The sequence below is a fragment of the Brevundimonas sp. genome, assembly GCF_036399195.1.
GTDB lineage: Bacteria > Pseudomonadota > Alphaproteobacteria > Caulobacterales > Caulobacteraceae > Brevundimonas.
In genome coordinates, this window is record NZ_DASWNO010000196.1 from 1 (window position 1) to 5,750 (window position 5,750).

Below are 5,750 nucleotides of genomic sequence, written 5' to 3' on the forward strand. Positions count from 1 at the left end.
GCCCTTGGCCCAAGCGCCGCCGGCCTTCGGATCGGCCGTGGCCAACAGCCGCCCGTCCCCCTCGATCAGCGTATGGCGCGCCGATTTCGCGTCCGGCGCCCGTCCGGCGGTGAACGACTGGGCCCGCTTCCAGCCGGGCGACGAATAGCCGCTGCCGAAGGTCGGCATGTCGTCCCAGCGGCTCTTGGCCTCCTTCATCGCCGGCGTGACGCCATAGTAGCCGGTGTCGCTCTCGGCCTCGACGTGATCCATCGGCAGTTCGTCGACGAAGCGGCTGGGCAGCTGCGAGGTCCAGCGGCCATAGACCAGCCGGTTGGCCGCGAAAGAGATGCGCGCGTCCGACTTGGCCCGGGTGACGCCGACGTAGGCGAGGCGGCGCTCCTCCTCGAGGCCCTTTTCGCCCTTCTCGTCGATGCTGCGCTGGCTGGGGAAGACGCCTTCCTCCCAGCCGGGCAGGAAGACCAGCGGAAACTCCAGCCCCTTGGCCCCGTGCAAGGTCATGATCTGGACCGCGTCGTCCGACCCCCCGCGGTCGAGGTCCATCACCAGCGAGACGTGCTCCAGATAGGCGGGCAGGGTCTCGAACTGCTGCATGGACTGCGTCAGCTCCTTGAGGTTGTCCAGCCGCGTCTGGCCGGTGGCCCGGTCGGCCTTCTGCATGTCGGTGTAGCCGCTCTCCTCGAGCACGGCCTCGGTCAGCTCCCAGTGGGGCGTGGTCTGGGCCTGGGCGCGCCAGCGATCGATGTCGCGCACGAAGTTCGACAGCGCCGTCCGCGTCCGCGCCTGAAGCTCGTCCGAGACGATCAGGTCGCGCACCGCCGCCATCGCCGAGACGCCGGACAGGCGCGCGATCTGCAGCACCTTCTGCACGCTGGTGTCGCCGATGCCGCGCTTGGGCACATTGACGATCCGCTCGAAGGCCAGATCGTCGTCCTCGGACAGGATCAGCCGCAGATAGGCGTGGGCGTCGCGGATCTCGGCCCGCTCGAAGAAGCGCGGCCCGCCAATGACGATATAGGGCACGGCCAGCAGCACGAACCGCTCCTCGAACGCCCGCATCTGGAACGAGGCGCGCACCAGCACCGCCATGTCCTTGTAGGCGACGCCGGCGCGGCGGGCGGTCTCGATCTCGTCGGCGATCAGCCGGGCCTCGGCCTCGCCGTCCCACACGCCGCGGACCCGGACCTTGTCGCCGCTCAGATCCTCCGTCCACAACGTCTTGCCCAGCCGGTCCCGGTTGGCCGCGATCAGCCCCGAGGCCGCGCCGAGAATATGCTGCGTCGAGCGGTAGTTGCGCTCCAGCCGGATCACCTTGGCGCCGGGGAAATCTCGCTCGAAGCGCAGGATGTTGTCCACCTCGGCTCCGCGCCATCCATAGATGGACTGATCGTCGTCCCCGACGCAGCAGACGTTGCCGGTCGAGGAGGTCAGCAGCCGCAGCCACAAGTACTGGGCCACGTTGGTGTCCTGGTACTCGTCGACCAGGATGTAGCGGAAGCGCCTTCGGTATTCTTCAGCGATATCCGCATGCTTCGACAGAATGGTCAGGTTGTGCAGCAGCAGGTCGCCGAAGTCGCAGGCGTTCAGCGAAACCAGCCGCGCCTGATAGGCGGCATAGAGGCCGTGCCCCTTGCCGTTGGCGAAGTCCTCGGTGGAGGGCAAGGTCTCCGGCGTCCAGCCGCGGTTCTTCCAGTGGTCGATCAGCCCGTTTAGCGAGCGCGGCGTCCAGCGCTTGGTGTCGAGGTTCGCCGCCTCCAGCAGCTGTCTGCAGACCCGCTCCTGATCGTCCGTGTCGAGAATGGTGAAGGTCGACTTCAGCCCGACCAGCTCAGCGTGCCGTCTCAGGATCTGCGCCGCCACCGAATGGAACGTGCCGAGCCAGCGCAGCCCCTCGGCGGAAGGACCAATCAGATGGGTGATCCGCTCGCGCATCTCGCGCGCGGCCTTGTTGGTGAAGGTGACGGCCAGCAGCTCCCAGGGCTTCGCTCGTCCGGTGGCGAGGATATGCGCCAGCCGGGTGGTCAGCACCCGGGTCTTCCCCGTGCCGGCCCCGGCCAGCACCAGCACCGGCCCGTCCACCGTCTCGACCGCCTCGCGCTGTTCGGGGTTCAGCCCGGCCAGATAGTCGGCCGGGGCGTGTGCGACGCCGCCCGGACCGCGCGAGCGGGCCAGATCGGAAAGGCGCGGGGCAGGGGGCTGGCCGGTGTCGGAGGGGAGACTCATCGGCGGAACATAAGGGGCACGGAGCCGGATGTCAGCGGCCTCTGCGGCGCCGGCGCTCGGAACCCTCAAGCGTTGCCGTCGTTTGGCAGGCGTAACTTTGGGAGAAGGGACTCACCATGGCCGACAACATCAACAACACCGGCGGCGGCGGCGGCAACGCGGGGCTGGCCTTCATCGTCGGCGCGATCGTCGTCGTCCTGGCGATCGTGGCCTATTTCGTCTTCGCCCGCGGCGGCGCCGACACCAAGGACGTCAACGTCGATGTCAATCTGCCGGAAGTTTCGGCTCCTTCCGTCCCGAGCGCGAACTGATCATGACCGATCCCAACATGCCCCCGCCGCGCGAGCCGGAACACCGACCCGAGGTCGTGCACCACACAACCATCAACAATCCGCCTGAGCGCAGCGGCGGCGGGAGCGGCTGGATCGCCCTGCTGGTCGGCGGTCTGATCGTGGTCGTTCTGGTTATCGCCTTCATGATGTTCAGCAACGGCAGTCTGAACACGGGCAAGGACACCAACGTCGACGTCGACATCGACCTGCCGACGCCCACATTGCCGGACGCGCCGAAGATGCCCGACCTGCCAGACATGCCGAACGTTGAGCCCCCCACCGTGCCCAGCCCGGAGCGCGTGCCGGAGGCCTAGGCCGCCGGAACGCCCTCGACGATCACTCCCCGCACCCGGCTGTGCGGGGAGTGATTGCGCTCGTCACTCGGCGGAGTGTGGCTCGACGAAAGACCGGTCGCCGCCCGCCCACGCGAGAGCGAGCAGGCGGCAGGCGGAGGCCAGCGGAGTGCGCCCGCGGCTTTCATCGATCCGCTTCATCAGCCCCGCCTGGGACAGGCCTGCGGTGGTGGCGACCTCATCAAGGATGGCCCAGAACGCCGGCTCCAGCGCCACCGAGGTGGCGTGACCCGACAGGGACACGGACCGCTTCTTCAGCATTGAGCGTTCGCTTCAGACATTCTGACCTCCTAGCCCGCAGCGCCGCGTCTGCGCCAGCGTCTGGACGCCTGCCGGGGCGACCCGCGCACTTGGAACGCCTGCTTACCAAAGGTTATCGTTGGTCATATAAGGGTCGGGCGCCTCGTCTCCGCCGGATGCCCGCCATGACCCTGTCCGCTGACATGGATGATTTCCGCAAGGTCCGCTCCGAGCGGATGCGGCCGCTGTTGGCCCTGCGGGCCTTCCGCCGACTGATCCGGAACAAGGAGGACACCGCACAGGTGTTCGAGATCATGCGCGCCCTGTCCGGACGGTCTGTCTCGCGCGGCTATAAGCGGATGCTGCGTACGGTCGAAGGGGGCCGGCAGGCCTTCCTGCGCGAGGAATTGGCTCACAAGCTGGACGATCCTGCCTGGCTCGGCCAGTTCGCTCCGGGCAGCGTCGGGGCGGCTTACCGCGCCTTTCGGGAGGCCCGCGGCTTCACCGCCGACGGCCTGGCCGAGGCCGAGCGCGAGGTCATTCCCTTCGTCGACGCGCCGCACCCCGTCGTCTGGTATTCGCGCCGCCTGCGCGACGTGCATGACATCTGGCATGTGCTCACCGGCTACGAGACCGACGCGCTGGGCGAGGCGTGCGTGGTCGCCTTCTCCTACGGCCAGACCGCGAATCTCGGCTTCGCCTTCATCGGCTGGGGCGCGGCGCGGGAGATCCAGCGCGAGGTCCATTCCATTCCGGCGCGAAAGGCCGTGCTGCAGGCCTGGCGGAACGGTCGCGCCGCCCGGTGGCTGCCGGGTCTCGACTACGAGGCCCTGTTCGCCGAACCGCTGGAGGCCGCCCGGCGTCGCCTGAAGATCGGCCCGGCCGACGTCTACCACGCCGTCCCTGCGGAGGTCCGCTCAGGGCTGAGGCTCCGCGCCTGACGACGAGACCGCAAGTTTCGGCCGCGACGCCCCAAACCCGCTTGCCCCGCGTCGCCGCACCGTCCACTTGGCGCGCATGAGTCCGACCCCTGAATCACTGGAAACGCCCGGCGCGGTCGCCCCGTCGCGGGCCCTGTTGCTGGCAATCGGGGGCGTCGCGCTGTGCGCGCTGATCTGGGGCACGACCTGGTACGCCATCACCCTTCAGCTGGGCTCGGTCGCGCCGTTGGCCTCGATCGTCTGGCGTTTCGGCATCGCCGCGCTCATCCTGTTCGTCGGCTGCCTCGTCACCGGGCGCTCGCTGCGCCTGACCCGGCCCCAGCATCTGGCGGCGCTGGGGCAGGGGGTGTTCGCCTTCTCCATCAGCTACAGCTTCACCTACGCCGCCGAGGGCCGGATCGCCTCGGCCGTGGTCGCCGTCATCTTCGCCGCGCTCGCCTTCCTCAACCTCGTCCTGTTCCGCGTCGCCGCCCGCCAGAAGGCCGCCGCCGCCTCGTGGGCCGGTGCGCTTCTGGGTCTGGCGGGCGTCGCGGTGTTGTCCGGAGCAGAGGCGCTCGGGGTCGGGCTCGGCGATAAGGCTGTCGAGGGTGTCGGCTTCGCTCTGCTCGCCGTGGTGGCCTCGGCCTTCGGCAACTACTTCGCCTGGCGCGGGCAGAGCCACGGGTCCGCGGTGATCCCGTCGACCGCCTGGGCCATGGCTTACGGCGCCATTATCCTCGCCCTCTACGGCCTCGCGACGGGCGTGGAGTGGTCGATCGAACCGACCGCCCGCTACCTCGGCTCCCTGCTGTATCTCGCCGTGTTCGGCTCGGTGATCGCCTTTGTCGTCTATTTCACGATCGCCCGCACAAGAGGATACGCCCTCGCGAGCTACATCTCGGCCCTCACTCCGCCGATCGCCATGCTGGTGTCGGTCGTGTTCGAGGACGCCCGTTTCGGCTGGCCCGCCCTGGCCGGTCTGGTCCTGGTGCTGTCCGGTCAGGCCCTGCTGATCCGCGCTCCGAAGGTCTCGGCCGTCTGACGTCACTCGTCGCGACGCGCGCCGTCCAGCAGCCGGGCCGCCGCGGCCCGCTCCTTCTCCGCCTTGACCCGCTCGGCCTTCGTCCGGCCGTGGGACGCGCGGTTCTCCGCCGCCGTCGCCTTGGCCTCGGCCTTGGCTCGAACCTTCCGCGCCCGGTTCAGATTGACGATCTCGCCCATTCGCCGTCCTCCGCCGCTCAGCCCGGCGAGATCATCTTCTCGGGCCGCACCGCCTCGTCGAACTCCGCGTCCGTCAAGTATCCGCCGCCCACCGCCTCTTCGCGCAGCGTCGTGCCGTTCCTGTGCGCCGTCTTGGCGATCTTGGCGCAGGCGTCGTAGCCCAGCTTGCCGTTCAGCGCGGTCACCAGCATCAGCGAGTTGTCGAGGCCGCGCTTGATGTTGTCCTCGCGCGGCTCGATGCCGACGACGCAGTTGTCGGTGAAGCTGACCGCCGCATCGGCCATCAGGCGCACCGACTGCAGGAAATTGTAGGCCATGACCGGGTTGAACACGTTCAGCTCGAAATGCCCCTGAGAACCGGCGAACGTCACGGCCGCGTGGTTGCCGAACACTTGCACGCACACCTGCGTCAGCGCCTCGGACTGCGTCGGATTGACCTTGCCCGGCATGATCGACGAGCC

8 protein-coding genes are annotated in these 5,750 nt (G+C 68.7%); 4 read left to right on the forward strand and 4 right to left on the reverse strand.

Annotated elements, in window-relative coordinates; translation table 11 throughout:
• The coding region (locus VGB60_RS08990; RefSeq protein WP_331037928.1) for an ATP-dependent helicase at nt 1-2,223 on the reverse strand (2,223 nt) is incomplete at its 3' end.
• Nucleotides 2,224-2,339: 116 nt separating this feature from the next.
• Here VGB60_RS08990 and VGB60_RS08995 point away from each other — a divergent pair.
• On the forward strand, nt 2,340-2,534 hold the full coding sequence (locus VGB60_RS08995; RefSeq protein WP_331037929.1) for a hypothetical protein: 195 nt from the start codon (nt 2,340-2,342) through the stop codon (nt 2,532-2,534).
• Nucleotides 2,535-2,536: 2 nt separating this feature from the next.
• Nucleotides 2,537-2,869: a hypothetical protein gene (locus VGB60_RS09000; protein ID WP_331037930.1), complete on the forward strand. Its 333-nt coding sequence runs from the start codon at nt 2,537-2,539 to the stop codon at nt 2,867-2,869.
• A gap of 63 nt (nt 2,870-2,932) precedes the next feature.
• Here VGB60_RS09000 and VGB60_RS09005 read toward each other — a convergent pair whose 3' ends face one another.
• Nucleotides 2,933-3,169, reverse strand: coding sequence for a ribbon-helix-helix domain-containing protein (locus VGB60_RS09005; RefSeq protein WP_331037931.1), 237 nt, complete (start codon nt 3,167-3,169; stop codon nt 2,933-2,935).
• 164 nt (nt 3,170-3,333) lie between these two features.
• Between VGB60_RS09005 and VGB60_RS09010 the strand changes: the two genes are divergently transcribed.
• Complete coding sequence (locus tag VGB60_RS09010; RefSeq protein ID WP_331037932.1) at nt 3,334-4,089, forward strand: Coq4 family protein; 756 nt, start codon at nt 3,334-3,336, stop codon at nt 4,087-4,089.
• A gap of 76 nt (nt 4,090-4,165) precedes the next feature.
• Nucleotides 4,166-5,110, forward strand: coding sequence for a DMT family transporter (locus VGB60_RS09015; protein WP_331037933.1), 945 nt, complete (start codon nt 4,166-4,168; stop codon nt 5,108-5,110).
• A 2-nt stretch (nt 5,111-5,112) separates the two neighbouring features.
• Here the strand turns inward: VGB60_RS09015 and VGB60_RS09020 are convergent, their stop codons facing one another.
• Both VGB60_RS09020 and VGB60_RS09025 read right to left on the reverse strand, forming a co-directional pair.
• Nucleotides 5,113-5,289, reverse strand: a complete 177-nt coding sequence (locus tag VGB60_RS09020) for a DUF4169 family protein (RefSeq protein ID WP_331037934.1) — start codon at nt 5,287-5,289, stop codon at nt 5,113-5,115.
• A 17-nt stretch (nt 5,290-5,306) separates the two neighbouring features.
• A partial coding sequence (locus VGB60_RS09025; RefSeq protein WP_331037935.1) for a lyase family protein occupies nt 5,307-5,750 on the reverse strand: 444 nt, incomplete at its 5' end.